The sequence below is a fragment of the Pseudomonas sp. 13B_2.1_Bac1 genome (genome assembly GCF_025466155.1).
GTDB classification, from domain to species: domain Bacteria; phylum Pseudomonadota; class Gammaproteobacteria; order Pseudomonadales; family Pseudomonadaceae; genus Aquipseudomonas; species Aquipseudomonas aylmerensis.
On sequence record NZ_JANLOH010000072.1, the window covers coordinates 1 to 26,438 of the forward strand.

26 protein-coding genes and 1 pseudogene are annotated in these 26,438 nt (G+C 57.1%); 11 read left to right on the top strand and 16 right to left on the bottom strand.

Features of this window, described 5'->3' with window-relative positions; all coding sequences use genetic code 11:
- Positions 1 to 68: 68 nt before the first annotated feature.
- Together NTD80_RS16905 and NTD80_RS16910 are read right to left on the bottom strand one after the other, a co-directional pair.
- Positions 69 to 392, bottom strand: coding sequence for an antibiotic biosynthesis monooxygenase family protein (locus tag NTD80_RS16905; protein ID WP_262134370.1), 324 nt, complete (start codon positions 390 to 392; stop codon positions 69 to 71).
- Positions 389 to 1,096: a CTP synthase gene (locus tag NTD80_RS16910; protein ID WP_262134371.1), complete on the bottom strand. Its 708-nt coding sequence runs from the start codon at positions 1,094 to 1,096 to the stop codon at positions 389 to 391. Before NTD80_RS16910 ends, NTD80_RS16905 begins: the two co-directional genes overlap by 4 nt.
- A gap of 80 nt (positions 1,097 to 1,176) precedes the next feature.
- Here NTD80_RS16910 and NTD80_RS16915 point away from each other — a divergent pair, with 80 nt between their 5' ends.
- Positions 1,177 to 2,070, top strand: coding sequence for a LysR family transcriptional regulator (locus NTD80_RS16915; RefSeq protein WP_106802820.1), 894 nt, complete (start codon positions 1,177 to 1,179; stop codon positions 2,068 to 2,070).
- Between the two features lie 6 nt (positions 2,071 to 2,076).
- On the opposite strand, the gene NTD80_RS16920 is transcribed toward NTD80_RS16915, so the two are convergent.
- From NTD80_RS16920 to NTD80_RS16935, 4 genes are all read right to left on the bottom strand, one after another.
- Complete coding sequence (locus NTD80_RS16920; protein WP_065909162.1) at positions 2,077 to 2,598, bottom strand: DUF1003 domain-containing protein; 522 nt, start codon at positions 2,596 to 2,598, stop codon at positions 2,077 to 2,079.
- Positions 2,599 to 2,674: 76 nt separating this feature from the next.
- The gene (locus NTD80_RS16925; RefSeq protein ID WP_262134372.1) at positions 2,675 to 3,994 is read right to left on the bottom strand and encodes a methyl-accepting chemotaxis protein; all 1,320 of its coding nucleotides are present in this window, start codon (positions 3,992 to 3,994) and stop codon (positions 2,675 to 2,677) included.
- A 263-nt stretch (positions 3,995 to 4,257) separates the two neighbouring features.
- Positions 4,258 to 5,316 carry a diguanylate cyclase gene (locus NTD80_RS16930; protein WP_106802822.1) on the bottom strand — a complete coding sequence of 353 codons (1,059 nt, stop codon included), beginning with the start codon at positions 5,314 to 5,316 and terminating at the stop codon, positions 4,258 to 4,260.
- Positions 5,317 to 5,504: 188 nt separating this feature from the next.
- On the bottom strand, positions 5,505 to 6,131 hold the full coding sequence (locus NTD80_RS16935) for a TetR/AcrR family transcriptional regulator (RefSeq protein WP_106802823.1): 627 nt from the start codon (positions 6,129 to 6,131) through the stop codon (positions 5,505 to 5,507).
- 124 nt (positions 6,132 to 6,255) lie between these two features.
- Here NTD80_RS16935 and NTD80_RS16940 point away from each other — a divergent pair, with 124 nt between their 5' ends.
- From NTD80_RS16940 to NTD80_RS16950, 3 genes are all read left to right on the top strand, one after another.
- Positions 6,256 to 7,314, top strand: a complete 1,059-nt coding sequence (locus NTD80_RS16940; RefSeq protein ID WP_262134373.1) for an MBL fold metallo-hydrolase — start codon at positions 6,256 to 6,258, stop codon at positions 7,312 to 7,314.
- Between the two features lie 156 nt (positions 7,315 to 7,470).
- Entirely contained in the window at positions 7,471 to 8,157 is a 687-nt protein-coding gene (locus NTD80_RS16945) for a hypothetical protein (RefSeq protein WP_262134374.1), read from the top strand.
- Positions 8,158 to 8,289: 132 nt separating this feature from the next.
- On the top strand, positions 8,290 to 9,792 hold the full coding sequence (locus tag NTD80_RS16950; protein ID WP_262134375.1) for an amidase family protein: 1,503 nt from the start codon (positions 8,290 to 8,292) through the stop codon (positions 9,790 to 9,792).
- Positions 9,793 to 9,970: 178 nt separating this feature from the next.
- Here the strand turns inward: NTD80_RS16950 and NTD80_RS16955 are convergent, their stop codons facing one another.
- The 7 genes from NTD80_RS16955 to argH all read right to left on the bottom strand — a co-directional run bounded on the left by NTD80_RS16955 (position 9,971) and on the right by argH (position 16,854).
- Positions 9,971 to 10,351, bottom strand: coding sequence for a multiprotein-bridging factor 1 family protein (locus NTD80_RS16955; protein WP_262134376.1), 381 nt, complete (start codon positions 10,349 to 10,351; stop codon positions 9,971 to 9,973).
- Positions 10,352 to 10,457: 106 nt separating this feature from the next.
- Complete coding sequence (locus NTD80_RS16960) at positions 10,458 to 11,405, bottom strand: hypothetical protein (protein WP_262134377.1); 948 nt, start codon at positions 11,403 to 11,405, stop codon at positions 10,458 to 10,460.
- Positions 11,406 to 11,459: 54 nt separating this feature from the next.
- Positions 11,460 to 12,629, bottom strand: a complete 1,170-nt coding sequence (locus NTD80_RS16965; RefSeq protein WP_106802829.1) for an MFS transporter — start codon at positions 12,627 to 12,629, stop codon at positions 11,460 to 11,462.
- 176 nt (positions 12,630 to 12,805) lie between these two features.
- Positions 12,806 to 13,627, bottom strand: a complete 822-nt coding sequence (locus NTD80_RS16970) for an ABC transporter substrate-binding protein (protein ID WP_262134378.1) — start codon at positions 13,625 to 13,627, stop codon at positions 12,806 to 12,808.
- A gap of 25 nt (positions 13,628 to 13,652) precedes the next feature.
- Positions 13,653 to 14,417 carry an amino acid ABC transporter ATP-binding protein gene (locus tag NTD80_RS16975; RefSeq protein WP_016974699.1) on the bottom strand — a complete coding sequence of 255 codons (765 nt, stop codon included), beginning with the start codon at positions 14,415 to 14,417 and terminating at the stop codon, positions 13,653 to 13,655.
- Positions 14,418 to 14,441: 24 nt separating this feature from the next.
- A complete protein-coding gene (locus NTD80_RS16980; RefSeq protein WP_017134649.1) occupies positions 14,442 to 15,320 on the bottom strand; it encodes an amino acid ABC transporter permease in 879 nt (292 codons plus the stop codon).
- A 106-nt stretch (positions 15,321 to 15,426) separates the two neighbouring features.
- Positions 15,427 to 16,854, bottom strand: a complete 1,428-nt coding sequence (argH, locus tag NTD80_RS16985) for an argininosuccinate lyase (RefSeq protein ID WP_262134379.1) — start codon at positions 16,852 to 16,854, stop codon at positions 15,427 to 15,429.
- A 193-nt stretch (positions 16,855 to 17,047) separates the two neighbouring features.
- Between argH and NTD80_RS16990 the strand changes: the two genes are divergently transcribed.
- The gene (locus NTD80_RS16990; RefSeq protein ID WP_213554507.1) at positions 17,048 to 18,007 is read left to right on the top strand and encodes a LysR family transcriptional regulator; all 960 of its coding nucleotides are present in this window, start codon (positions 17,048 to 17,050) and stop codon (positions 18,005 to 18,007) included.
- A gap of 240 nt (positions 18,008 to 18,247) precedes the next feature.
- On the opposite strand, the gene NTD80_RS16995 is transcribed toward NTD80_RS16990, so the two are convergent.
- Positions 18,248 to 18,892, bottom strand: a complete 645-nt coding sequence (locus tag NTD80_RS16995; protein WP_213554505.1) for an HAD-IB family hydrolase — start codon at positions 18,890 to 18,892, stop codon at positions 18,248 to 18,250.
- Positions 18,893 to 19,237: 345 nt separating this feature from the next.
- Here NTD80_RS16995 and NTD80_RS17000 point away from each other — a divergent pair, with 345 nt between their 5' ends.
- A complete protein-coding gene (locus NTD80_RS17000; protein ID WP_262134380.1) occupies positions 19,238 to 19,723 on the top strand; it encodes an Hcp family type VI secretion system effector in 486 nt (161 codons plus the stop codon).
- Positions 19,720 to 20,433 carry a DUF4225 domain-containing protein gene (locus tag NTD80_RS17005; RefSeq protein ID WP_410017417.1) on the top strand — a complete coding sequence of 238 codons (714 nt, stop codon included), beginning with the start codon at positions 19,720 to 19,722 and terminating at the stop codon, positions 20,431 to 20,433. The genes NTD80_RS17000 and NTD80_RS17005 overlap by 4 nt, the downstream gene beginning before the upstream one ends.
- A 396-nt stretch (positions 20,434 to 20,829) precedes the next feature.
- Here NTD80_RS17005 and NTD80_RS17010 read toward each other — a convergent pair.
- Positions 20,830 to 21,331 (bottom strand): annotated as a pseudogene (locus tag NTD80_RS17010) (Bro-N domain-containing protein).
- A 562-nt stretch (positions 21,332 to 21,893) separates the two neighbouring features.
- On the opposite strand from NTD80_RS17010, the gene NTD80_RS17015 reads away from it, so the two are divergent.
- Genes NTD80_RS17015 through NTD80_RS17025 form a run of 4 tightly spaced genes read left to right on the top strand, consistent with a single transcriptional unit; the run spans position 21,894 to position 24,604 of the window.
- On the top strand, positions 21,894 to 22,130 hold the full coding sequence (locus NTD80_RS17015) for a hypothetical protein (RefSeq protein ID WP_262134381.1): 237 nt from the start codon (positions 21,894 to 21,896) through the stop codon (positions 22,128 to 22,130).
- Positions 22,131 to 22,151: 21 nt separating this feature from the next.
- The gene (locus NTD80_RS17020) at positions 22,152 to 22,712 is read left to right on the top strand and encodes a hypothetical protein (protein WP_262134382.1); all 561 of its coding nucleotides are present in this window, start codon (positions 22,152 to 22,154) and stop codon (positions 22,710 to 22,712) included.
- Entirely contained in the window at positions 22,702 to 22,929 is a 228-nt protein-coding gene (locus NTD80_RS31370; RefSeq protein WP_410017418.1) for an ABC-three component system middle component 6, read from the top strand. The genes NTD80_RS17020 and NTD80_RS31370 overlap by 11 nt, the downstream gene beginning before the upstream one ends.
- Positions 22,916 to 24,604, top strand: coding sequence for a DUF2326 domain-containing protein (locus NTD80_RS17025; RefSeq protein ID WP_262134383.1), 1,689 nt, complete (start codon positions 22,916 to 22,918; stop codon positions 24,602 to 24,604). The genes NTD80_RS31370 and NTD80_RS17025 overlap by 14 nt, the downstream gene beginning before the upstream one ends.
- A 78-nt stretch (positions 24,605 to 24,682) precedes the next feature.
- Here the strand turns inward: NTD80_RS17025 and NTD80_RS17030 are convergent, their stop codons facing one another.
- The gene (locus NTD80_RS17030; protein WP_032879817.1) at positions 24,683 to 25,933 is read right to left on the bottom strand and encodes a ribonucleotide-diphosphate reductase subunit beta; all 1,251 of its coding nucleotides are present in this window, start codon (positions 25,931 to 25,933) and stop codon (positions 24,683 to 24,685) included.
- Between the last annotated feature and the right edge of the window lie 505 nt (positions 25,934 to 26,438).

Consider the following 26,438-nt stretch of genomic DNA (forward strand, 5'->3'; position numbering starts at 1 on the left):
GGCGGTAGTTCAGCCACTGCATAAATTGGCTGAAAAAAATGCCATCGCAGGCAAGCCAACCCCCACCGTCACACCGCTCCAAAGGCGTAGGCTCGCTCCACCTTGCACACCCGCGTCTGAAACGCGGAGTACCAGGTGGAGCGCCCTTGCTCACGTACCGCGCGATGTTCTGCCTGCTGCTTCCACGCCAGGATCGCCGCCTCGCTGCTCCAGTACGAGACGGTAATCCCCAGGCCATTTTCACGCGCCGATTCCACGCCGAGAAACCCCGGCTGTTCGCGTGCCAGTTGCAGCATGCGGTTGGCGGCCTCGCCGTAGCCGTGATCACCTTCGGTGCGCAGTGAGCTGAAAATCACTGCGTAATACGGCGGGGTCGGTGTGGTCGCGATCATGCCACTGTCTCCTGGCATGCCTTGAGCAGGGCGATCGGCAACGGTGGCGTGATGCCCCTGAGGGCGGCGCGTTCCGGCTGAAACAACGTAGCGACAAAGAACGGATGATCGAGCAACTCCACAGCGCGCAAGTCGCCCGCCGAGTCGTGCCCGCTGGGAATCAACTCGCGTTCCAGCAATGCCTGTGCAAATTCGGGGTTCATGCCGTAGCGGCAGCGATAGCCTTCCTCGATGTCGAGGGTGCCATAAGCGTCGGCGATGCGCGTGTAGGGGGTCAAACGCACGGTGTCAGTGGCCTCCACCAGCGAGCAGCTCAGCGGTGCGATCACCGCGCGTTGGGCCTGTGGCGCCAGTTCACCATGTTCCGCGTCGGCCCAGCCCAGCACGTTGCGGGCATATTCGAGCACCGCATGTTGAAAGCCGCCGCAGGTGCCGAGGAAAGGTCGCCGTTGTTCGCGGGCAAACCGGATGGCGCGCAGGGCGCCGTCAGTGTCGCGGTAAGGGCTGGCAGGCACGCACCAGAAACCATCGAAACCGTGCAATGGGGTGGCGGGCGTGAGCGTGTCGGTGTCAATCCACTGCAGGTGAACCTTCAGCCCAAGGCTGTCGGCGGCCAGCTGCAAAGCGACGGGAATGGCCTGGTGCGCGGGGACATCGGGGTTGTAGTCGCCGATCAGGGCGAGGTGCAGAGCAGTAGCTTTCATCGTGTGCGTCCCATGGCTTGTGGTGTCCTGGTGCGCACTATAGATTGGCGTTCATGCAATCAATATTGGCGTTTATCCACATGCTCATTGCAGCCACGCACTATCAAATTGACTACGCCGACTTGTCACTGATCCTCGCCCTGGTGCGCGGTGGCAGTCTGGCCCGGGCGGCGGCGTTGTTGCGGGTGGATGTGTCCACAGTATTTCGCGCGGTGCGCCGGCTGGAGGCCGCGTTAGGCCAGACGCTGTTTGAAAAGAGCCGCGCCGGTTACCTGCCCACCAGCTTGGCGAGCAACCTGGCGCAACAGGCCGAGCGCGCCGAACAAGCGCTGGAGGCAGCGCGGGTTGGCGTGGAGCAGGGCGGTGAAGTGATCAGTGGCACGGTGCGCCTCACCTGCACCGACTCGGTGCTGCAAGGCCTGTTGCTGCCGGCGCTGGCGCAGTTCATGCCGCAGTTCCCGGCGCTGACCCTGGAGCTGAGCACCTCGAATGACTTTGCCAACCTCAGTCGCCGCGATGCCGACATCGCCTTGCGCCTGACCAGGACGCCACCTGAGCACCTGGTCGGTCGATGCCTGGGCACCGTGGCTTATCAGGTGTGCGCCAGCGCAGCCTACGCGCGCCAGCATCAAGGCCGGGCGCTGGCCGACCTGGCATGGATCGCGCCGGATGATTTCCTGCCCGACCATCCCACCGTGGTCTGGCGTCGCGAACATTTGCCGGGTGTACGCCCCAGTTATCGCTGCAACAGCATGTTGTCGGTCACCGAGCTGGTACGGGCGGGGCTGGGTGTGGCGGCGTTGCCGGATTTCCTCCTGGATGATGCCCTGCACCCGCTGGGCCCGGCATTGGCAGGGCACGACACGGCGCTATGGCTGCTGACGCGTCCCGATTGCCGCGCCTTGCGCTCGGTGGTGACGCTGTTTGATGAGTTGGGCCGACATGTGCAGGTCAAGCCGTCCCACACTGCATAGGCGCGGTTACTTGGGTTTTCGCACAAACTGCTCATGCATTTCGCACGTGAGTGTTTCGATTCGCTCAGTCAGCTGTTTGGTCATTTCTGTCAGCCGGGTGTTCTGCTCCAGCAGTTCCAGCAACTGCTTGGTGGTCTGCGCGGCCTGGGCCTGGCGTTCGGTATTGGCCACCGCCAGCGCCTCACGGTGCTGCGCATCGGCGTCCGACTGGGCTTTGTCGCGGGCGGCCTGGCGTGTCTGGGCCAGCAGGATCAACGGCGCGGCATAGGCAGACTGCAAGCTGAAAGCCAGGTTGAGCAGGATGAACGGGTACACGTCAAAGTGGGTGATGCCGGTGATGTTCAGCACCACCCACAGGATCACGATTGCGGTTTGCGCGCCGAGAAAGGTCGGCGTACCGAAGAAGCGCGCAAACGCCTCGGCCTTGAGTGCGAAGGTGTCGTTGCCGAAGGTCGGCGCCAGGTGGGCGTGGACACGATGGAAACGCAGGTGGTCGACGGGGGCGGTTGCAGGCTTGTCTGGGGTCATGGCGGGCTCGAATCTTCTGCTTGGAGACAATCAAGCACTATAGACCGAGCCCTCGGCCGCACACATGAAGATCGGGTCAGCCGTTGCCACGCTCATTGGCAAACACGCTGACAGCCTGCACCGCTTCGCTGGTGCCTTCACGAATCTGCAGGATTACCGTGCCGGCCTGATTGGCCAATTCCACGCCCTGGGCGGCGCGGTTGCGAGTGGCGTCCATGCTGTCGATGGCCTGGCGGGTTTCTGCCTGAATCATCGCGATCATGCTGGATATTTCCGTGGTCGAGCCGCTGGTGCGCGCCGCCAGCTGGCGCACTTCATCGGCCACCACGGCAAACCCCCGGCCCTGTTCACCGGCGCGCGCGGCTTCGATGGCGGCGTTGAGGGCGAGCAGGTTGGTCTGGTCGGCGATGCCACGGATGGTGTTGACGATGGTGGTGATCTGCTGCGAGCGCTCACCGAGCTTGGCGATCAGTTGCGACGAATCGTCGATATCTGCAGAAATATCACGCATGCCAGAGGCAGTTTTCTGAATCACTTCAGCGCCTTTTTCTGCCATGTCCTGGGTATGCAGGGACAGGTGATAGGCCTGGGCTGCACTCTGTGCATCGGCAGCATGTTGCTGCACGCGTGCGGTGACATCCGAAGCGAACTTCACCACTTTGCACAGGCGCCCGCTGGCGTCGTATACCGGGTTGTAGTTGGCCTCAAGCCAGACGGGCTGGCCATTTTTATCCACGCGCTCGAACTGGCCGCTGAACATTTCGCCCTGGTTCAGGCGTCGCCAGAAATCACTGTATTGCGAGCTGGCGGCGGTCTGGGGTGTGCAAAAAAGGCGGTGATGCTTGCCCTGGATCTGCGCCAGGCTGTAGCCCATGCGCTGCAGGAAATTGGCATTGGCGGTGAGGATGGTGCCGTCGAGGTTGAACTCGATCACGGCCATCGCCCGGCCGATGGCGTCCAGCTTGGCATTGGCTTCACTTTCGGCCTGCAGGCGCGGCGTGACGTCCATGGCGTACTTGACCACGCGAACCACTTGGCCGGCGTCATCGCGCACGGGGTTGTAGCTGGCCTCCAGCCACACCGACTGACCATTGCCGGCTACCCGTTCGAAGGTGCCGGATTGGAATTGACCACTGCGCAGGTTCGACCACCACTGGCCATACTCGGCGCTGCGGGCGAAGTCGGGGGTGCAGAACATGCGGTGGGGCTGGCCCTCGACCTGCTCGGCGCGGTAGCCCATGGTCTTAAGGAAATTGTCATTGGCACGCAGCACGTTGCCGTGCAGGTCGAATTCGATCACGGCCATGGAGCGCTCGATGGCGTCCAGCAGGCTGGCCTGGTGGGTGACGGTGTGCTGCAGGGCACTGAGGGTTTTCTTGTGGGCGTTGAATAGCATGTTCGGGGCTCGGGCAAGCAAGCTGCAGGGAGTATCCATGTATATGCGCCTGCCCCCGTAAGGCCTATGCCGTACGGTTGACGTGCTCATTGTCAGCCTCCTTGTGCTGACAGCGGGGGTGGAACAACGGGTTAAGAGTGACCAGCCTGACAAGAAGTTCGCTCGATGGGCAGGACCTTTATTGGGTAGTCGACGAGTGGTGGCATTATGATTTCATTTGCGCTGTTACGCGGAAGATTCAGACGAGGTGTCGTAGGACAACTTCAGGCGGAATGGGCGATCTTTTCCTCGCTGATGTTGACCCGGTTGCGCCCGGTGTCCTTGGCGGCATACAGCGCCCGGTCCGCGGCATTCAGCCACATGGCTGCATCGGTGAAGTACGGCTGGAAATCCGCCAGGCCGATACTCAGGCTCACCCGCAGTTCGGGGATTTGCGGGTTGCGGTAATTACTGAAGGTTTCGCGCATGCGCTCCATCAGTTGCGCGGCTTGTTCCAGGGGCATTTGCGGAAGAATCACACAGAACTCATCGCCCCCGTAACGTCCGGCCAGGTCGTTTTCCCGCAGGTTACGCCGCAGCTCGACGCTCAACTGACGCAATACTGCATCGCCGATGATATGGCCGTGGCTGTCGTTGATCTGCTTGAAGTGGTCGATATCGATCAAGGCGATGGTGGCGTGGCTTTGTTGTTGCTGGCACTTGTGGAACTTGAGGTGGAGCAGGTCTTTCCAGGAACCGTGATTGAGCAGGCCGGTGAGACTGTCGGTGCGGCTCAGGGCACTGAGGGCACGTTTGTGTTCCGACAGCTTGATTGCCAACTGGTAGCAGACCATGCCGATGGCCATCGGGTAGAGGGTCAGCATGGGCAGGCAGGTATAGACCTGCAGCAGGCTGACGTCAGGATTGAACTGGAAGCCGAACAGCGTCCCTGCCACGCCGATCCCGAGGGCTTGTGCGAGCAGGCCCCGCAGGAACAGGCGCTTGCCGCCGGCGGCGACGTTGTTCATGGTCATCATCGACAGGATGGTCACGGCCGTCAGCGGGGTGAACTGCGTGGCGGCGGCCCAGAAACCGCCGAACAACGAGTCGTACAGCAGGTTGCGCTGCTCGGCCTTGTAGGGATACTGCGAGCGAGTCGACAGCTGATACGCCACGTGCGCCCAGGCGAACCCATTGAACAACAGCAAGGCCCAGACCCAGCCGGGCATCGCGAGCGGGTAGAGCGCACCGATGACACTGATGCAGCCAATGCCCAGGCCGATGATCCTTGGCTTGTAGATACGTTTGGCAAATGAAAGCCCTTTGCCTTGTCTGTTTTCCATAAATTCCCGGATCAACTCTGTTGCAGATACGACGACACACGTTCGCAGGATTAACCGTTGATCGGATAATGCCTGTGAATATTGTCAGTTATTCCCGTGGGAATAATCAGTGTCCTTCCAGGCCATTTGCGCAAAACAGAGGGCTAATACGTCAAAAACGACCTGGAATGTCGCACACGCAACAGGTTTTACGGCTGGCGGGGCGCAGTGACTTCATAGCCGGCCAGGAACAGATCAATGGCGGACTCGATGACGCTGGCCTGGTTGGCCGCATCCAGGGTGGGTTGGCCAAGGGTGATCTGTGGCCAGAAGGCGAAGGCCTTGAGCAGACTCTGGATCTGGTGGGCGGCAAAGGCCGGGTCGCTGCAATTGAGCCGTCCGTCTTCCTGCGCGGCGCGTACCCACTGGGTAAAGCCTTCTTCACGCTTGCTCAGACGGTTGACCATGTCTTGCGCGCGTTCCGGCGAATGAATGGTGGCGGCGATCGCCACGCGGGCCAGGTCGAGGAAGTTGGCGTCCGACATCATTTTCATCTTCGCCTCCAGCAACCCCCGCAATTGTTCGCGCAATGGGCGGTCACTGGTATAGCTGACGTCGAGTTGGGCGACGCTGCTGGCCCAGAGTTGGTGGAGAATTTCGGCGAACAGCTCTTCCTTACTGGGGAAGTGGTTGTACACCGTGCGCTTGGATACGCCGGCGGTGGCGGCGATCTTGTCCATGCTGGTGACCTCGAAACCGTTGGCGCGAAACTCGGCAATAGCCGCAGCCACGATGGCTTCGCGTTTACGGTCAGTGAGGCGTAGAGGGGCAGTCATGGGCGGCGCTCGGCTCGTCAGGGTAAATTACACTCAGTAGTTTACTTGCTCGGGGTTTTGTTGCAATCTAGAAACTACACTGTGCAGTGTAATTTTATGCGCGATCGGTAGGAGTCACTCAGTTATGGCCACGATTTCAAGCCGTCTCAAGCCTTCGCCTGCGGCGCCCAAGCCTGCCGAGCAGGACCAGGGGCATTTCAGCAACGACGCCCCGGTGCAGCACGGCGGCTTTGGCAAAACCTTGCGTATCTTTTGGAACATGCTGTTCAACAAACCGCGCAGCACGCGGCCGGTGGGGCAGATCCCGGTGCAGCCGCTGACCCGCGAGCAGTTGCTGGCGGCGCCGGATCACAGCGTGTACCGCCTGGGGCATTCCACGGTGCTGCTGAAAATGCGCGGCAAATTCTGGCTGACCGATCCGGTGTTCGCCGAGCGTGCCTCGCCGTTCAGTTGGGCCGGCCCCAAGCGTTTTCATCAGCCGCCCATCAGCCTTGAAGAGTTGCCGCCGCTTGAGGCAGTGATTCTTTCCCACAACCATTACGACCACCTTGACCACAAGGCTGTCATCCAATTGGCCGACAAGACCCGGCACTTTCTTGCGCCGCTGGGCGTGGGCGATCTGCTGATCAAGTGGGGCGTGGATGCCAGCAAGGTGCGGCAACTGGATTGGTGGCAAGGCACTGAGGTGGATGGCCTGCGTTTTGTCGCCACGCCAGCGCAGCACTTTTCCGGACGCGGCCTGTTCGATGCCAACCAGACCTTGTGGTGTTCCTGGGTGATGATCGACGGCGCACGGCGGATCTTTTTCAGCGGTGACACCGGCTACTTCGATGGCTTCAAGCGCATCGGCGAGCAGTACGGGCCGTTTGACCTGACGTTGATGGAAACCGGCGCTTACAACGTCGACTGGCCGCACGTGCACATGCAGCCGGAGCAAACCCTGCAAGCGCATATCGACCTCAAGGGCCGCTGGTTGCTGCCGATCCACAACGGCACTTTCGACCTGGCATTCCATGCCTGGCACGAACCGTTTGATCGCATCATGGCCCTGGCCTGGGAACGCAATGTCTCGATCACAACGCCGGCGATGGGGCAGGCGTTCAGTTTGAACCAGCCGGAACGTGGCAACGCGTGGTGGCTGGACGTGGAAACCCAAGGTGCCCAGGAGCGCCTGTTGAGCTGAGCTGTGGAAAAAGGAGTTTTCAAGCTGTTTCAGGGCTGCGACAGACGCCAGCCAAGGGTGCGATGATCCCCGGAAGTCGGTTTTTCGGGGGGACTTCTTATGGAAGGCAAAGGTAGGAAATCTTGGCATGGGGGTACGTGCCCGACCGGGCACGCGGTGTCAGCGCTACTCGAGTCGGCAGTCTCGGCGCCCCTCCTCAAACAGCTGCTGAACGAACCGGCGAGTGCGCACGGTATCGCTTTTGGCAGCGACCCGCAGTCTCATGACCACCCTGAAGGTCGCATTCCAATCCCTGGCTATACCTCTGCGGCTCTTCCGCTGAAACCGGTGCGTGATCCGTCGTTATCGTTGATTGCCTTGAGTGGCGTTGACCCTTCGGGGCCGGTCATGGTGGAGGTGCCCCTGGTGCAGAACAACAACGTCTTGGCGGTCAGCCAGGCATTGGCGGGCAGGCGCATCGGCTTCGCCGAGCGGTTCGTGCAGGGCGAGCCGCTGGAGCACACCGCCGCCTTCTTGAACGCGCTGGACGTGCTTCGCCGGGCCGGGGCGCAACTGGTGCCAGTGCTTGCACAGCGTAGCGATGACAGCCTGCTGTTCGACCTGCAGACCCGTAACGAAATCGACGCGCATGTGAGTGACAATCGACTGGACGCATTGGTGTCAGACAGCCGCAGCGCGGCGTTTCATGCGGCCTGCTGGAACGGCTACCCGGTGCATGGCGAGCCGCTCGAAGAGGGCGCGACGGTGTGGTTCTACGGTGCGCGTTGGTCGAAGGATGCGCTGCAGGCGCTGGTTCAGGCATACCGCAGCGCCCAAGGCCTGATGCCGGCACCGGTGCAATGACAGTGACCGGTTGTGTTGACTAATCCTACGCCGTGAACGCCTTGGGTCGGGCTGCCTGGGGCGCGAGGCCTTCTTAGACTGGTGATGGATCAACGTCGATCCCTCGTCATTTCTTAATCCTGAAGAGGTCTTATGATCGGTCTTGTATACGGTGTAGGGGCTGTCGCTCGGCAAGTCGCGCAGTCCTGGGTTGCCGGTCCTGTGCCCGCAGTTTCAAAATCCGTAGCCCCAGGAACCGAGTACCTCAGTGTCAGCGAGCTCGGCGCGCAGATGGCCAGGCCCGGCGGACTCACATCGGTGAGCCTGGTCAACTACCTGCAACAGCGCATTCTCAAGCTTGACCCGCAATTGAACGCCGTGATTGAGCTCAATCCGGATGCGCTGCGCACTGCTCGCGAGTTGGATCAGGAGCGCGCCAGTGGCAAGGTGCGCGGGCCGCTGCATGGTATTCCCATCCTGCTCAAGGACACCCTCGAAACCACCGGCATGCAAACCAGTGCGGGAGCATTCGGCTTGGTGGGTGCGGCCGTCGGCAAGAACGCCCCGCTGGTCGATAACCTGATCAAGCAGGGCGTGGTGATCCTGGGGAAAACCAATATGACGGAGCTCGCGGGCTTTCGTGGCGCGCCCGATGGCTGGAGCAGCCGGGGCGGGCAAACGCGTAATCCGCATCAGGCAGGTGCTGACGTGGGGGGCTCCAGTTCCGGTTCGGCGGCCGCGGTCGCCGCCGGGCTGGCCCCCTTGGCCGTCGGGGCGGAGACGAATGGTTCGATCATCGTACCGGCGGCACTCAACGGCGTGGTCGGGCTCAAGCCCAGTGTCGGTTTGCTGGACCGTAACGGCATCATTCCGGCCAGCCGGCGACAGGACACGCCGGGCCCGATGGCACGCTCGGTGTATGACGTGGCGCTGATGCTCAATGCCATGTCAGGCCGCGACCCTGATGACCCGCAAAGCGTGGGCGCTCCCGAAGGCCTGGACTACACGCGGCTGCTGGTACCCGGTGCGTTGACGGGCAAGCGCATTGGTTATCCGGCGACGTTCAGTGCAAACGGCGAAATCCTGCCTGTGGTCAACAGTGCGTCATTTACGCGGACACTTGAGGTGCTGCGTGATCAAGGCGCGGTCCTTGTGCCCGTCGACATGCGCCTGGCCGACGCATCACGCTATGAGGAGTTGCTGCTCTCGGATGTTAAGGAGGAAATGAATGCTTACCTGGCCAAACGCCGCGGATTGCCAGTCAAGTCGTTGACGGAGCTGATCAAGTTCAATGAGGACCGCGACGGCACCGAGACCGATCACCAGCCGATGCTCAAGGAAATCGCTGCCTCCACTTTGACGCCGGACCAACGGGAGCCGCTGTGGAACGAGCTGATCGAGGATTTTCGCAGCACGGTGGATGATCCGATCAAGGCAGAAAACCTTGATGCCATGGTGACCGACTTCGAGACCAACGCTTATTTCGGCGTGGCCGCGGCGGGTTACCCGGGGATCACGGTGCCTTCCGGAACGAACGAGGACGGCCTGCCCACCAGTGCCTACTTTTTCGGCACCCGCTGGGCTGAACCGACCTTGCTGGCGGTGGCCCATGGGTATGAGCAGGCGGCCCAGGCGATGGTCAACCCCAGGCTCTGAAGCTACACACCGCCTCGCGCGGCCGGGTTGTGGTGCGACAGATTGGGGCACCAGGGCCAGGCGCGCATTTTCGGTGGCGTCCCAGTCGAGGCGGCGGGGCCACCCTCTCATCGACATCACCGCTGCCGCGATGAAACCGGGTTGAAGGTGTTGGCATGCTCGGTGGTCCGGCTGGACCCTACGCGCCATTCGGTTGGGGCGTGGCTGAGTCAATGGGTGCCGCGGTTGAGCCCATCAGCCGCGAAAGGATGGTGGGTGCGGCGGGCTCGGTCGGGTGGGTATCGAACCTGCGCACGCTCATGCCCCACCCCGGCGCAAACCCCGGGAAAAACACCAACCCTTCGGCCTCCAGGCGGAACGCCACGGCCAGGCGGGTTTCATCACCCACGTCGCCCAGGCTTTCGAATTGTTGGATGGCCTCCACCGTCACATCGGCCTGGCGCGCCAGGTCTTCGCGGCTCCAGCCCAGCATCGCGCGGGCCTGTACGCTGTGTTTGGCGGTGAATTGATGCAGGACGATCTGCTGATCGACGAAAGAGCGCATTGCCAGAGAGGACATGGAATTTCTCCAGGGTTCGACGGGGAGGACAAACTATACTGTGTTTTTGTACAGTTGTTTTGACCGCTCATCAACTGGATTTTTTTGATGGCTTTTCAGCCCCCCTTTATTCCAGTCCCGGCGCCTCGCGAATAAGCAGGTGATCGAGGTTTTCGATATTCGCGCTGAACACCCCGAAGGTCTGCTCGGGGTTTTTCTTGCTCGGTACCTGTTTCAGCTCCGGCGTCACGCCGTAGAAGAAGCAGTACAACGCCCGGTCACTGTCTGCCGCCGCCCTGATCTGCTCCAGGAATACTGAGCGTTTGCGGTAGTTCTCGATAAGCTTTTTGCTCAGGTAGACGTTGACCGAGTAGGGCTTCTTGTCGAGCCACACCTTCTTCTCGAAGTCGATGCGAAAGCTGCTGGTGTAGTCCTTGATCGCCTTGATCTTGCCCCAGTAGATCAGGCCCTTGTTGTCCTGCAGGTATTCGATCTTCTTGAAGAACGTCGAGTAGGTCGCGGTGTGGTCGCCGATTTTCAGCGGCATGCTTTTGAGCTTGTCCTTGTCGTCGATATTCGACACGAAGCATTCCACCGGGTGGGTAAACACGCTGGTTTTGTCCGGGGTGGTGTCGTGGGAACTGCCGGACGGGCTGGTGCGGCTTGACGGCGTTTTCTCAGGGCCCTGTGGGAGATGTCCTTGAGGGCCGGTAACCGGGGATTTAGCAGCGTACGTACGCCGTGTCAGGACAAATTCCGATGGGAAGTTTTCCTCGCGCTCGTCGTCATTTTCGCCGGTCGCGGTCTTGTGGGTACTGGCGTAACGGCAGCCGTCGATATGCCGGGTGCTCGGGGTGTTCTTGAAGTGCGGGGTGCGCAGGTAGTTGACGTTCTTCGCGTTGAAGGTGCTCAACACATTGCTCGCCTCGAAGGCTGCACGGCAGTCATCGTTGGGGCAGAAGAAACTGTCCTGGTCGGAATCGAAGGCGACGGTTTCGTCGAAATTCAGGTCACGTACATCGTAGATCGACAGCTTGTCATCGAGACTCAGGCTGTAGGCCGTGTCGAATTTCATGGGGCTCGGGTCCGTGAGAAGTTTCGCTATTAATAGCCGGATCGCGCGTAAATATCAGCAAGAAACTGCGACCCGCCGCCCGCTCAAGAAGCACAGCGTGCCGCCCATGGCCGTCAGTGCACCCAGCGCATAAAACATGCTGGTCGGCGCCGCATTGATCAGCAGGTAGCCGCAAATTACCGGGCTCATCGCGCCGCCAAATGCCGCCAGGTTCTGCGCGCCGTAGTAACTGCCGCGCAGTGCATCCGGGGCGATGGTGTCGATGAACAGGAATTCCGACGGGTAGATGATCATCTCGCCCAGGGTGAACACAAACATCGCCAGGCACCAGGTGAGCAGGCTGTCGGCCAGGCTGAAACCGATCAATCCGAGGATGAACAGCAAGGTTCCGAGCACGATCCAGTAGCGCAATTGTTCACGCTTGAGAAAACGCCCGATCTGGTACTGCATCAAAATCACGGTAATGGCGTTGCAGGCCAGCACCGCCGACAAAATCTTCAGCGCCTCGGCAGGCTTGTAGGCAACCAGCAGAAATTGCGACAGATAAAGCGTATAGCGCCCGTGGACAATGGTGCTCAGCAGGCTGCCGCTGGTGAAAAGGATCAACGTGCGATCACTGCGCAAGGTGCGCAGGGTGCTGAGGAAACTCAGGGGTTTGTTGCTGTCGTCGCGCTGGGTCGGCGGGATGCCGATCATCAGGAATACGCTGCCAAACGCGATGGCGCTGGCGATCAGGAACGGCGCCAGCTGCATGTGTCCGGCGATCACCACGCCGACCATCGGGCCGGTGGCGTAGCCGACGTTGGTCAGGGTGTAGCGCAGGGAAAACACCTTGGCGCGGTCGCCCACCGGCAGGTTCTCGCTGATGATCGCCTTGGAGCCGATCAGGAACAGCGCCGACGCGGCTTCGGTGATCACCAGGGTCAAGGTGGTGAGGTAGAGGTTGCTGGCAAAGGTCAGCAACAGAAAACCGATGGCGCTGGAGAGCATGGCCAGGATCAGCAGCTTGCGCTTTTCCAGGCGGTCGATGATGTAGCCGCCATACAGGCCCAGCAGGGTCGCGATGAAGACGGCGATACCCATCAGCAGGCCGATGTCCTGTTGGTTGAGGCCCAGGCGGGTGCTCAGCAGCAGGGCCAGCAAGGGGCTGGTCATGGCGCGGCTGACCACGATGGTCACCGAGCAGATCATCAGGCGGCGGATTACCAGGGAGTAGGTGGCCACGGTGGGGCGGATGTCCTTGTTATAAATACGCGGCCGAGCCGAGCACTGTTCTGAATCCAATGAAAATCAACTGTGGGAGCCGGGCTTGCCCGCGATGGCGGTGTGTCAGGCAATGCCGATGCAAGCTGGCCCGCCGCTATCGCAGGCAAGCCAGCTCCCACAAGGCCTTGCTGTGTTTACTGGCCGGAATTGATGGTGATCTTCTCGACCGCACCTTGCTCCAGATCCCACTTCTTGAGGATCTTGCCGTAGGTCCCATCATCGACCATGCCCTGCAACGCCTCACTGATAGCGCTGACCAGCTCGGTATTGCTCTTCTCGATCCCCAGCCCGGTGAACTGCTGGGAAATCGCCAGGCCTACCGGCTTGTACTTGCCCTTGTCCAACGACATCAAATAAGGAATCGTCTCGCTGCCCTGCATCGCCGCATCCAAACGGTTTTGCTGCAACTGGGCACGCGCGTCCGCCGAGCCTTCAGTGCCGATCACCACGATCGCTGGCTTACCTGCTGCTTCGCAGTTTTCCTTGCTCCACGCGGCAATTTCCGACGGCCAGGTCGTACGGCGGCTGGTGCCGACTTTTTTACCGCACAGGTCAGTCAATTCCTTGAGGTCTTCGCGCTTGGCCAGGGTGTACAGCTGTGGGCCACTGGTGAAGTAGTCGATAAACGTCACGGCTTTCTGGCGCTCGGCGGTGTCGCTCATGCCGGACAGCACGATGTCGACGCGCTTGGTGGTCAGCCCGCTGAGCATCTGCTCGAAGCCGGTTTCCTGCCATTTGATCTTCACGCCCAGGCGCTCGGCGAGGGCGTTGCCCAGGTCGAAGTCCAGGCCCGTGAGCTTGTTGGTGGCGGTGTCCTTGAAGTCCATCGGCGGATAGTTCGGCACGATGGCCGCGCTGATTTCACCCTTGTCCTTGATTGCCGCCGGCAATGCCGCGAATACACACGAGGAGGCCATCAGGCCTGCGAGCAACGTTGGGATAAACAATGTTTTCATGGGGGCGTTCTCGTTAGTTTTTTAGTTAAGTGCGAACGGCAGAAATAAAGCTTTGGGTACGCGGGTTTTGTGGGCTTATTAGAATTTCTTCCGGGCTGCCGGCTTCCACAATCTGGCCGGCGTCCATAAACACCATGCGGTTGGAGACTTCACGGGCGAAGCCCAACTCATGGGTGACCACGATCATGGTCATGCCGGTGGTGGCCAAATCGCGCATCACCGACAGCACTTCTCCTACCAGCTCCGGGTCGAGGGCTGACGTGGGTTCGTCAAACAACATCAGCTTGGGGCGCATCGCCAGCGCGCGGGCAATCGCCACACGCTGTTGCTGGCCACCGGACAATTCCACCGGGTAGGCATTGCGCTTGTCCGCCAGGCCGACGCGGGCCAGCAATTCCAGCGCGTCCTCGGTGGCTTCCTTGGGCGAGCGCTTGAGCACCTGGCACGGGCCTTCGATGATGTTCTGCAGCACGGTCATGTGCGGGAACAAATTGAAGCGCTGGAACACCATGCCGGTGGCCAGGCGCTGGCGCGCGATCTGCGATTCATTCATCTCGTGCAACTTGTTGCCGACGACGCGGTAACCCACCAGTTCGCCGTCGACCCAGAGGCCACCCTTGTCAATTTTTTCCAGCTGGTTGACGCAGCGCAGCAGCGTGCTTTTACCCGAGCCGGACGGACCGATGATGCACATGACTTCGCCTTGCTCGACCTCGATATTGATGTCGCGCAGCGCGTGATACTGGTCGTAATACTTGTTCAGGTTGACGGCCTTGACGATGCTTCTCATGGGGCAAATCTCCTCAACCCAGACTTACGAACGCTTGCCGGCGCCGCGGGCAAAACGACGCTCGAGGCGGCTTTGACCAAATGAAAGAACAGTCACCACCGCCAGGTACCAGATGCCGGCAACAATCAGCAGCTCCATGACCCGCGCGTTGGCGTAGTAGATGTTTTGCGCGTTGTGCAGCAGCTCCGAGTACTGGATCACGCTGGCCAGGCTGGTCATTTTCACCATGCTGATGAACTCGTTGCCTACAGGCGGAATGATCACTCGCATCGCCTGCGGCAGAATTACCCTACGCAGCGCTTGCAGGCTCGGCATGCCGATGGACTTGGCGGCTTCGTACTGTCCGGTGTCCACCGACAGCAGGCCGGCGCGCACCACTTCAGCGGTGTAGGCGCCCTGGTTGATACTCAGGCCGAGCAGGGCAGCCACGAATGGCGTCATCAGGTCGACGGTGTCGATGCTGAACAGGCCGGGGATCGCGATCACCGGGAAAATCAGCGCCAGGTTGAACCACAGCAGCAGCTGCAGAATCAGCGGCGTGCCGCGAAACAGCCAGGTATAGGTGATGGCCACGTAACGCAGGATCGGGTTGGCCGACATGCGCATGATCGCCGTGATGACCCCGATCACCACCCCCAGCGCCATTGCCAGGATCGACATGACGATGGTGTTGACCAGGCCCCAGAGGATGGCCTCAGACGTGAGGAACTGACCGATGTAGGACCATTCGATCTGGCCATTGGCGAAGGCGCGCAACAGCGCGGCCAGTGCGATCACGATCAACGTGGCAAAAAACATCCGTCCGTAATAACGACGCGGCACGTGCTCGTACTGCGTGATATCGAACTGGTTCTCGGACAACTTGCGCTCGGCTTCCAAGCGCTCCGCCGGGGTTTGGTTCATGGTGCTACTCCACTGCTGTACTCGATCCAACTGTTAAAACACGGTCCGAATGTGGGAGCTGGCTTGCCTGCGAAAGCGCCAGCAAACTCACCACAAAGGCTCAGGTTTAAATCCGAAACCCCTGATAACTTTCAGTCCACTGCTGCTGAGCCGCCAACGCCACCTTCAACCGCCCAATCTGCTCACGAACCCGCTCCGGCGCCGTCCCGCCCCAGCCACTACGTGCCGCAATCGCCGCCTCCAGGGTCAAGCAGTCGCGCACTTCCGGCAGCAACCGAGCATCCACCTCCGCCAACATCGCCGGCGAGGCTTCCCACAATTCAATCTCATGCTTCTCACAGGCCTGCACCAAGGCGCCAGTAATCTCATGCGCCTCCTTGAACGGCACACCGCGGGTGGCCAGCCAATCCGCCACCTCAGTCGCCAGGGTGAAACCCATCGGCGCCTGACGCCGCAGCTCTTGCACCTGCACTTTCATGGTCGCAACCATCCCGGCCATCGCCGGCAGCACCAGCAGCAGGGTGTCCACGCTGTCCAGCACGCTGTGCTTGTCTTCACTCAAATCGCGGTTGTACGACAGCGGCAGCGACTTGAGCGTCGACATCAACCCGGTCAAGTTGCCGATCAAGCGCCCAGCCTTGCCCCGGGCCAATTCGGCAATGTCCGGGTTCTTCTTCTGCGGCATGATCGAGCTGCCGGTAGCGTAGGCATCGTCCAGTACCACCCAGCGAAATTGGCGCGAAGACCACAGGCAAAACTCTTCCGACAGGCGCGAAATATTCACCCCAAGCATGCCGGCCACGAACAGGAATTCCGCCACATGGTCACGGCTGGCAACCGCATCAATGGAGTTTTCGCACGGTCCGGTGTAGCCCATTTCCTTGGCCGAATGCTCCGGCTGGCGCGCAATCGCCGACCCGGCCATGGCGGCCGCGCCCAACGGCGACAACGCCGTACGCGCATCCCAATCGACCAGACGCTGCACATCGCGCAGCATCGACTGCGCATGCGCCAACAGGTGATGGGCAAACACAATCGGTTGCGCCTGCTGCAAGTGGGTAAAGCCCGGGCAGATGCTCTCCACATGCTGCTCAGCCTGCTCCACCAACGCCTGCTGCAACGCCAGTACCTCGGTGGTGATGGTGCGTGCATGGTCGCGTAGGAAAAGGCGCAGGTCGTTGGCCGTCTGGTCGTTACGCGAACGCCCGGCGCGCAACTTGCCGCCTAGGGCGCCCAGGCGCTCGGTCAATACGCGTTCGATGAAGGTGTGCACATCCTCGTCATCCAGCGTCGGATGCAGGCGGCCGGCGGCGAAGTCCTCGCCGATCCGGTCCAGGGCTTCCAGGGTGCGCAGGGTCTCCGACTCATCCAGCAAACCGGCGCGCTGCAACTCACGGGCATGGGCACGGGAGCCGGCCAGGTCGTAGGGCGTCAGGCGGAAATAGCGCTCAGGGCAACGTGACAACGCGGCCAATGCTGCAGACGGACCGGTCTTGAAACGAGCGCCCCAAAGGCGGTCGGTGGGCTGGGACATGGGTATTCCTCACGCTTGTTTTTAGAAGAGTCGGAGGCAGTAAAAATAAGTTTTCAACTAGACTGAATCAGCGTCTGACGCGCCGTATTCAAGGTTGCCAAGGGCGGATGTTTATGTTCATTATCGCCGCCTGGCTGTGTTCAAGGACTGGGTCAAAGCCTGTTGAATATGGCACTTGAGGTCAACGCGTATTATGGAAACTCCACTTTCCACTTCTGGAAACCTGCCACCCAAACCCGGCACAAGACCGCCCCTGCAACTCAGTGGTTTGGACTTCAAATTGCTCCGGGTATTTATGGCTGTGGTCGAGGCTGGCGGCTTCAGCGCTGCACAAAACGAGCTGAACGTGGGCCTGGCAGCGATCAGCAAACAGATCTCCGACCTGGAAATTCGCATCGGTATGCGCCTGTGTACGCGGGGCCGGGAGGGCTTTGGGCTGACCGAAGAAGGCAAGTTGGTGTATCAGGCGTCCATCGAGTTATTTACCTCGGTCGACAGTTTTCGCGACAAGCTTAGTTCGGCTCAGAATGAACTGATAGGCGACCTTAGTGTGGGCGTTATTGATACTACCGTCTCCGATATCAACTCGCCGCTCATTGACGCGTTGAGGAAGTTGCACAGCGAGTCGCCAAAAATAAGATTGCGCCTACAGGCCTCGCAACTTGACGAAGTTGAGCGTGGCGTCGTGGAAGGGCGGCTGATCGTCGGCATCGTGCCGGTGTACCAGCGCCGTGAGGAATTCGACTATTTCCCGCTGTATGAAGAAAAAGCCCACGCTTACTGCGCCGTAGGACATCCACTGTTCAACGCGAGCGACATCACACCGGAGGTGTTGCGCCAATACGAAGTGGTCAACCACCGGTACGCGATTCACCGCGACAAGGCCAACTTCGTCACCTACGACAGCCAGTCCGCCTCGGCCTCACAAGTGGAAGCCGTCGCCATCCTGATCCTGACCGGCCGCTTCCTGGGCTTCCTGCCAGAACACTACGCTGCGCCGCTGGTAAGGGAAGGGCGCCTACGCGCACTGTGCCCGGACCACGTGCATCTGAGCACCGCCGTCAACCTGATCCTGCGCCACAACGCCCCGCGCAGCCCCATGGTAAAAGCCTTCGCCACCGCCCTGGGCGTAGACCTCAAGGCCGCAACATAACGCTAACGCCAAGCGCCGATCCCGGCACGACATCGATCAAATGTGGGATTTGTCGAGCCCCAGCGAGGCTACGAAGGGATCACCTCGGTCTACCTGCCGCTCCGCCCCATCTGTATCGACCCCAGCACCTCATGCGAGTGCTCCACCCAGCCCAGCACCGATCAAAATTTGGGAGCTCTCGAGCCCCAGCGAGGCAGCGATGGGATCGTCTCGGTCACCCGCCGACCCCACCCACCCGGATCACCGCTGCAACTTGCCCTGCTTCTTCTTCGAATGAAAATGCCGAAAATGCGCGTCCTGCGCCGCCGCCAGCAACTCCCGATCCCCGCGCGTATCGCCCCAGGCTCGCAGCCGATACTCCCCCAGGTCCCCATACACCGCTTCAAGGCGCAGCACCTTATTCTCACAGCGGCAATTATTCCCGGTGAGCTTGCCGGTCAACACCCCATCCACCACTTCAAGCTCCGTGCCAATCAACTTGATCCCGAGCCGATCAGCAAACGGCTGCAACACCAACGCCGGCGACGCCGAACACAGCGTGACCACCGCCCCCGAGCCCAACTCCTGCTCCACTGACAGCACACCCGCCGGGCGCATCAACCGCGCCCAATTGCGCTGGCAATACTCCTCGGCCTTCTGCTGCACCCACGACTTCTCGACCCCGGTCATAAAGGTGCGGATCAACTGCGCCTTCAACTCATCCCGGCTGATCAGCCGCAGCAAAAAGCGCAGCCCAGGCACCGCCAGCTTGACCATCCGGCCATAGAACTCGCCAGGGCCAAAGGCGAACTTGAGGAACGGCACAAAACTGTCGTGATGGGTCAGGGTGCCGTCGAAGTCAAAGACGGAAAGTACTTTGGCGTCTGCGGGGCCGGCTTCGAGCATGTCTGGGTTCACGGGCGGGTCTCGATTATTTGGAGCGGGTCATCTGGTGTTCTGACAGGGACTCGTCTCCACGGTTCAGGCGCAAGACGGTTACCTGCCAGAGCGATCGCTCTCTCTGTTTTCTCGGACGCGAAAATCACGCCTCTGGTTGAACGGCGCAGTTTACTACCTCAAGGTCCATGGTTGGGCCTTCTCGAACCTATCCAATGCGCTGTCCGGCATACAGCATGCGCCAGAAGGCGAAATTTCCTACTCATGACTCGTACCATTTAAAGCGAAGCGTCCGATATTTCCTATTTTGTATTTTTCGTAAGGTGCCCTTCAAAACAACAGGGTGCTTACCGTATGGCTAATCACGGCTACATGACCATCAGCGGCAAATCCCAGGGCCTGATCTCTGCAAGCTGTTCGACTCAAGACTCTATAGGCAACAAGTGCCAGGACGGGCACCGCGACGAGATAATGGTGCTGTCCTTCCACCACAATATGGCCAACCGCGGAAACGTCAGGGCATCGAGTCACGGCCCGATTGCCATCACCAAAAACATCGACAAGTCATCTCCTTTACTGGCGGTCGCGCTTTCCAATAGGGAAGAGCTTAACTGTGTCATCAATTTTTACCGTATTGCCCAAACGGGTTGGCATGAAAAGTACTACAGCGTCGATATTCGAGGCTGCATCATTACCGACCTCACCGTCGACGTGCCGCATTCTGTTCTGCACATTGACGCCGAGCCACAAGAGCATGTTGCGCTTCAATATCGGGAAATTATCTGGACTCACCATCAAGCCGGAACAAGTGGCTTCAGCACGTGGGAGGCGGGTCGGTGACTGTTGAAAAGAAAAAACAGAATCTGACGTTTCACGATATCTGGATGGTGAGTCAGGCGGGCGCATACTTGACTAATCAGGCATGTACGATAAGTGCTCGTCATATTAAAAATGGAATTGTCCGGTTGCAGTTCAATCGGGAAGTGGCTTATTACGCTCGGAGTATTGTTAGGGATGTCGAGGAAGGCAAGAAGAGTGTAGATCAAGGTTTGCTGGAAATAAAGAACGAACAAAAAAACCTGATGAATCAGTCTCTGGAAGTGGGGAGGAAAGGTGTTGGGGTTATTGCGGGGGCGCTTCAATTTGCGACAGGGGCAGGGATTTGCTATGCCTCGGTCGGAACGCTGTGTGTGCTGGCGGGCATCCCGATTATGGCGCATGGGGCTAATAATATGTATGAGAATGGTCGCAGTTTAATTGATGGCCGAGGAGACACAGTAGGGCCGGTAAGGAGTGGGTATCACGCTGCAGCGAAATCACTTGGGTACGGTGAGCGTGAGGGTGATATGGCGTATGGTGGCGCTGATATAGGAATGTCGATTTACAGTCTTGGCAGGCTTGTGCTTAAGCCTGATGCGTGGCGATTATTTAGATACATAAGAACAGATAAGCAAAGGGCCTTTAAAACTATGGGGGGAACCGCTTTGGGGGTTGAGGCTTATATCGACTATGAAACGGGTAGGCAAGTATATAAAAGGCTTGATGAGTGATTGTGGTTTTGGGTTTATTGTTTTTGATGGGTAGCGTGTGGTCCGCTTACGCGTTGAAGGTGAAATTTTCTGGGGGTAATTTGAATCATGTAAAACTGTATTTTTGCTTACTATTTAATGGGTTTTTTGTGATTACCTACATGGATGTTATAAAGTATGATGACTTTTTATATTTTGGGTATAGACCCGACTTAACCATGGGTTACCCAATTGTTGAGTGGATTGCCTTAATTGGGATATTGGCTCACGCATTTGCACTTCCAATGAAATGGAAGGTTAAGCGATGGTTTTAACGATAAAACAGAAGGGGAGTGACAGGTTCAGGGGCCGTCCGAGCATCAACTCGGACGGATCAAGCACAAAGGTTCAGCGCACCGTATGACCTGAAAAACGGACTTATTCCGCGACCTTCCGCAACCAAGTTCTGCCCGGCGGCGCCCGACGACGAGTTCTGTTGTGCAACAGATAGGGCTTATCCCGCAACCGGATCCACCCTTCGTCCTGCCAGTGCAGAAGGTTCAACGACATTTCAGGCCAATCCAGTAAGCTCAACATCGGACGGTCTGCAGACCTTGACTGATGCCCGTCACGCAAATTCGGCACGACTTGATGAGTCAACCATTCCCGCAGCAGGCGATGCCCAGATGTGTAGTGATACACCAGCAACGCATACACGCCGGACTCACTGAGCATCAGCATGTTCTTATGTTGGCCGTGATATCGAATTTCCAGGGTTTGGCGCTGATCCTCATCGAGCTTGCTGACCTTACGATCATCCAGGTACGACCCCATCAGACGGCCGAGGTCTCTAGCACAGAACCATGGCTGGTCCTCAAGGTAGAGCGTGTAGATGCAGGTTATGGCGGGTGAAGACCGTAGGCTGGAAGGGTTCATGCATGACACACCTCCGAGCCTGAGCGTGTTTGAGAGATGGTGCATTACAGCTAACGTTCTTCGTAGGGATCGCAAAGTATCCAGGCATTTCCTTCACCTCTGGTTGCTTTCTTAGGGCATGCGTTATGGGTGTCGGGAGCTAAGAAACCCACCAGAGTCGGGCCGGACATATTTCCCTTCCGGGTCTTGTATTCGCCCACTCCCGACGTAACGGGAATTTTTCACAGGCGTAGAGAAACCGCTGGCGAAAAAAAAGCCGCATGGCTGTCGGGTGCGGAGGGCCGCTCTGGTTGTCGAGTTTCTTAGGCTCGCGGCGAAAATTAGGTAGATCTTGAATGCTGGTCAATAGGGGATTGGCTTTTGTAATACTTGAAGCATCATAGCCTCAATGCTGGCGTTATAGTGGCTTGCGCGCCTAAGCGTTGAGTGTATGCTTTAAGGAGGTTTGTGATCCTTTTATTGCCTATATGGCGGTGTGATCAGCCTGCCCTACCCGTGAAAAAATGAGAACTGCATCGTCAATGAGCTGTATTTGGCAAAAAATGAGCTGTTTTTTTGGAGGTAATATGGATATTTTTTTTGAGTTTTTTAAGTCGGATATTGGATTAGCAATTTCTTGGATCTGCACGGTAGGAAGTGTTGCGTTTGGTTTCTTTAAACTTCGAGAAAATAAAAAGCTGAAGGTTAAAATAAAGCGGTTAGAAGTAAATGTTAATAAAATGGGGAATGACTCAGTTAGTCAGTCTGGGGGAGGGAATATATATACTAAACAAAATTCCGGTGGTATGAATATAAAAATGTAATTTTGATATGGTGTCAGATTAATGAGTGGGATTGCTAAAACGATAAATATCAGTAATTTGTCTGGGAATGTCAATATTGGTGATGCTCCCGAGTATCAGATAAATTCTGCGATCAATGAGCTTTTAATTTCACTTGCCACTAAAGGATCTACGTTTGTACGCCTTGATCAACGACCTACTGGGGAAGTTGTTAAAAAGATAAAATATAATAATATGGGCTCAAGATCATATATAGTGCGCCAGTATCTGGAGTATTCCTCAAGGATTGAGGATGCTTATATTGATGTTAATGCTCTGATTCCTTTTGGTAAGGATACTATTTTAAGAAATTTGAATGGTTTCTATTTTGCAGCTCTTGATGAGGTTGGGATTGACTACGTATGTGGACCGGTTGATATGCTTAAGGTGCGTGATAATTCAATTTTCATAATCGATTTTATAATAAGCAAATTACGTAATTTTGCATACGAATCGATGAACAGGCCGGCGCTCAAAGAGAATGTGGAGTTAGGCATTAACGTTGTAACTGCTCATGCATTCATTGAGTGTGTGGTTATGGAGAATCCTAATAATGCTCCCTAGTCAAAGTTGCGATCCGGATATTAATGTGGTAGTGCTTGGGGCGAAGCTCATAAAGCGCCTAGCGTCCACTGAAACCAATGTAGAATGGCTGTTAGAAGAGTTTCCGTCGGAGCTTGGAGTTTCGGTGGATCATGTAATTTTATGTGTTGATTGGCTGTATATGATTGACGCTATATATATTGATGGCGAAAGGATTTGCGTTTATGAAGCTGATTAGTATCGAAGTGAAAGTTGACGGTGAGTCTCGCCGTTTTGTTAAGTTTCACGATGGCTTAAATCTTGTCACTAATCGGAGAGGAGTGGGTCGATCGGGAAATAGTGTAGGGAAATCTACTTTATCTAGAGTTTTCGATTTTTTATTCTTAGGATCTATAGACTCAATATATATTGATGAGGAATTTAAGCGGCCAAATCAAGAAGTTGAGAATTTATTTATTAGTCATGATGTTTGGGCAGAGCTTGCTTTTGTTGGAGTGGATGGTGAGTTTCATCAATTGAAGCGAAATTTTTCTGTTGGTGATGAAGATAATAAATATATTGTTGATGGTGTTGGTGTTGATGTTCGGGAGTATGAAAGTAATATACAAAATTATTGTTTTGATATCCGTACGCGACGCCCAACGGTTAGATCGGTAGCCGCGAAATTTGTCAGGAATGACAGTCACCGTATGCTGAATACTACCCATTTTTTGGATGTTCGTGCAGCAGGTAAGGAGTATGGGGAATTATATCTATATCTTTTCGGATTTAAAAATACCGAATTGTTGACTCAAAAGCGTTATGCAAGTAATGCGGTAGGAAAGCGGAAGCGGCATTCTGCGGCTCTAAACGCTTTAGTAAAAGAGCAAAAGCCTGCGTCTGAATTGGGTAATATAAAAAAGCTGGCGGTTAAGCTAGAAGATGAGCTTTTAAAGTTTGAATACTCCCCTGAGTTTCCAAACCCTGTTGGTTTACTGCAAGATATACAAAAGTCAGAAGATGATGCGCTGAGTAGGCTGCTTGCCGTAGAGCGAAAGCTTCTAAATATTAATAAAACGGTAGACCTTTTAAATCATGAAGAGGGAGTCTATCTAGGTTCAGAGCTTAGGGCAATATATCAATATGCGGGAGTGAATGTTGAAGGGGCTATAAAAGATTTTGAATCGGTCGTGGCTCTTCACGAAAATCTTGTAAGTAGAAAGAGACAGTTTTTAGAAGAAGGGTTGGTTGGGCTGGTGGAGGACCAGGAAGATCTAGGTGATTTGTTGAGAAGCATGCAGGAGAAGAAGCTGAAGGTCTTCTCAGATATGAGGTCTGCCGAAAGTATTGCAAGTATTACTGAAAAACTGAGAGAGCTTGGTAAAGTTAAAGTCGAACTCGGTAAGCTAGAGGGGCTGATTCTTCAGCAATCTAAAGCTAAGAGTGAGCTAGAGTCTGCTGAACATCTTCTTTCCGAAGTTCTTGAAGAGATAGTTAAAGAGCTAAAAACAGTTTATGAGTTTGAGCGGGTTTTAGACTCGGAATTTAAAAAGATGACTAGAGTCGTCCATGGGGATGAGTACGGCGTCGGTTTTGAATTTGATGAGAAATCAGGTACTAGTTCCGTCGTTATTGAGAATGAAGTTACTAATCCAGAGGGCGGAAAGAAAAAAGCAGAGGTGATAGCGTTTGATTTTGCGTACATACATGCAGTCAGTGCGTCAGGGATAAAGCGACCAAAGTTTGTTTTTCATGACAGCATTGAGGACATAGATCAAAAACAGGTTGAAGATATTTTTACGCTTGCAAGAAGGCTTCCGGGTCAGCAAGTTCTCTCTATGCTTTCTGATAAATTTAGTGATGAAATCTATGAAGAGTATTCTAAGGATGTAGTTCTTTATTTGGACGACGGTGATCGTTTTTTTGGAATTTGAACTTATTTATATATTTAATGTTATTGCAAAAAATAGGGCTCAGTTTGAGCCCATATTTTTTGAAGTTTTGGTTTCAGATCAATCCCAGCTCAACGCCCCACCAGTCTGATACTCAATCACACGAGTCTCAAAGAAGTTCTTCTCTTTCTTCAAGTCCATGATCTCGCTCATCCAAGGGAACGGGTTGGTCGTGCCTGGATACTCTTCCTTCAAGCCAATCTGCGACAGGCGACGGTTGGCGATGAACTTGAGGTAGTCCTCCATCATCGCCGCGTTCATGCCCAACACGCCGCGCGGCATGGTGTCACGCGCGTATTCGATTTCCAGCTGAGTCCCTTGCAGGATCATCTGGGTCGCTTCTTCCTTCATCTCGGCATCCCACAGGTGTGGGTTTTCGATTTTGATCTGGTTGATCACGTCGATACCGAAGTTCAGGTGCATCGACTCGTCGCGCAGGATGTACTGGAACTGCTCGGCGACGCCGGTCATTTTGTTGCGACGGCCCATCGACAGGATCTGGGTAAAGCCGCAGTAGAAGAAGATGCCTTCCAGGACGCAGTAGTAGGCGACCAGGTTGCGTAGCAGCTCCTTGTCAGTCTCGACGGTGCCGGTTTCGAACTTCGGATCGGAGATCGAACGGGTGTATTTCAGGCCCCAGGCGGCTTTTTTCGCGACCGATGGGATCTCGTGGTACATGTTGAAGATCTCGCCTTCATCCATGGCCAGCGATTCGATGCAGTACTGGTAGGCGTGGGTGTGGATCGCTTCTTCGAAGGCCTGGCGCAGGATGTACTGGCGGCACTCCGGGTTGGTGATCAGGCGGTACACGGCCAGGACCAGGTTGTTGGCGACCAGCGAGTCGGCGGTGGAGAAGAAGCCGAGGTTGCGCATGACGATGCGACGTTCGTCGTCGGTCAGGCCTTCGGGGTTTTTCCACAGCGCGATGTCGGCGGTCATGTTGACCTCTTGCGGCATCCAGTGGTTGGCGCAGCCGTCGAGGTACTTCTGCCAGGCCCAGTCGTATTTGAAGGGCACGAGTTGGTTGAGGTCGGCGCGGCAGTTGATCATGCGCTTTTCGTCAACGGCGACGCGGGCGGCGGAGCCTTCCAGCTCGGCGAGGCCTTCGGCGACGTCGAGTTTGTCGAGGGCGGCCTTGGCGCGCACGATGGCGGCGGAGTCACTGGCGGTGACGGCGCGCGCTTCGATGGCGGCAGCGGCGCCGGCACCGTCGAGGCGGTCCATGTTGGCTTCGGTGGCGTGGCCGGCGTTGGCGCCTTTAGCGGCTACTTCGCCTTCTTCTTCTTTGTCGAATTCGTCCCAGCTCAGCATGACGTGTCGTCTCCTGCGTGAGGGCGCAAAGGGGCCCGTGTGAAACCGGATGGTTGGGTGTTCACACGGCCCTGAGGCCGCGGTGGATCTTAAGGAATCGTTTGTTGCAGCTAGCGCACGCATTAAACGGAATAGGCTAACGGGTGCTCTGCGTGAGGCTTGAGGGGCGGAGCGACAGGTACATGCTCCAGCGCAGGCTCAAGGTCTGGCTCTTCATCCCGGTGTAAAGGGATATTGCAGGCCCGATTTACCCGCGCATTATAGGGAAAAATTCGGCTTTGTGTTGCGGCGGATGGCCTCAGCGGTCGGCCAAAATGCATGGGGTTACGGCCAGAGTGTTGGTTTGTAAGGGTTTGCTGCTTGGGGATTTTTTTAGCGGCGAGTGGTGGTGTCCAATCGTCGGGAAATCGCCTTGTGGCTTGTATGCGGCTGTTGTGGCGAGCGGGCTTGCCCCGCGCTGGGCAGCGAAGCGGCCCCAGTCAAGGCGCTGAGGTTTTCCTGAGAG